This window comes from Erythrobacter sp. HI0063, assembly GCF_001635685.1.
GTDB lineage: Bacteria > Pseudomonadota > Alphaproteobacteria > Sphingomonadales > Sphingomonadaceae > Qipengyuania.
In genome coordinates this window covers 1-256 of sequence record NZ_LWFF01000178.1, presented here as the reverse complement: position 1 = coordinate 256, position 256 = coordinate 1, and the positions used below count along the sequence as shown (strand labels likewise).

Below are 256 nucleotides of genomic sequence, written 5' to 3'. Positions count from 1 at the left end.
GTTCACACGAAGACCCGGAGACACAAGATGTCGTTGCTCGAAGCCCGCAAGACCTACAAGCCGTTCGAATACCCCTGGGCTTACGAGTTCTGGAAACGTCAGCAGCAGATCCACTGGATGCCGGAAGAAGTGCCGCTGGGCGAGGATTGCCGCGACTGGGCGCAGAACCTCACCGATCACGAGCGCAATCTGCTCACGCAGATTTTCCGATTCTTCACCCAGGCCGATGTCGAGGTGCAGGATTGCTACCACGAGA

General features: G+C 57.8%; 1 protein-coding gene. It reads left to right on the top strand.

Translation table 11 applies throughout. The annotated features are described in order from the left end of the window. Positions 1-27: 27 nt before the first annotated feature. A partial coding sequence (locus A3736_RS06130) for a ribonucleotide-diphosphate reductase subunit beta (protein ID WP_197465511.1) occupies positions 28-256 on the top strand: 229 nt, incomplete at its 3' end.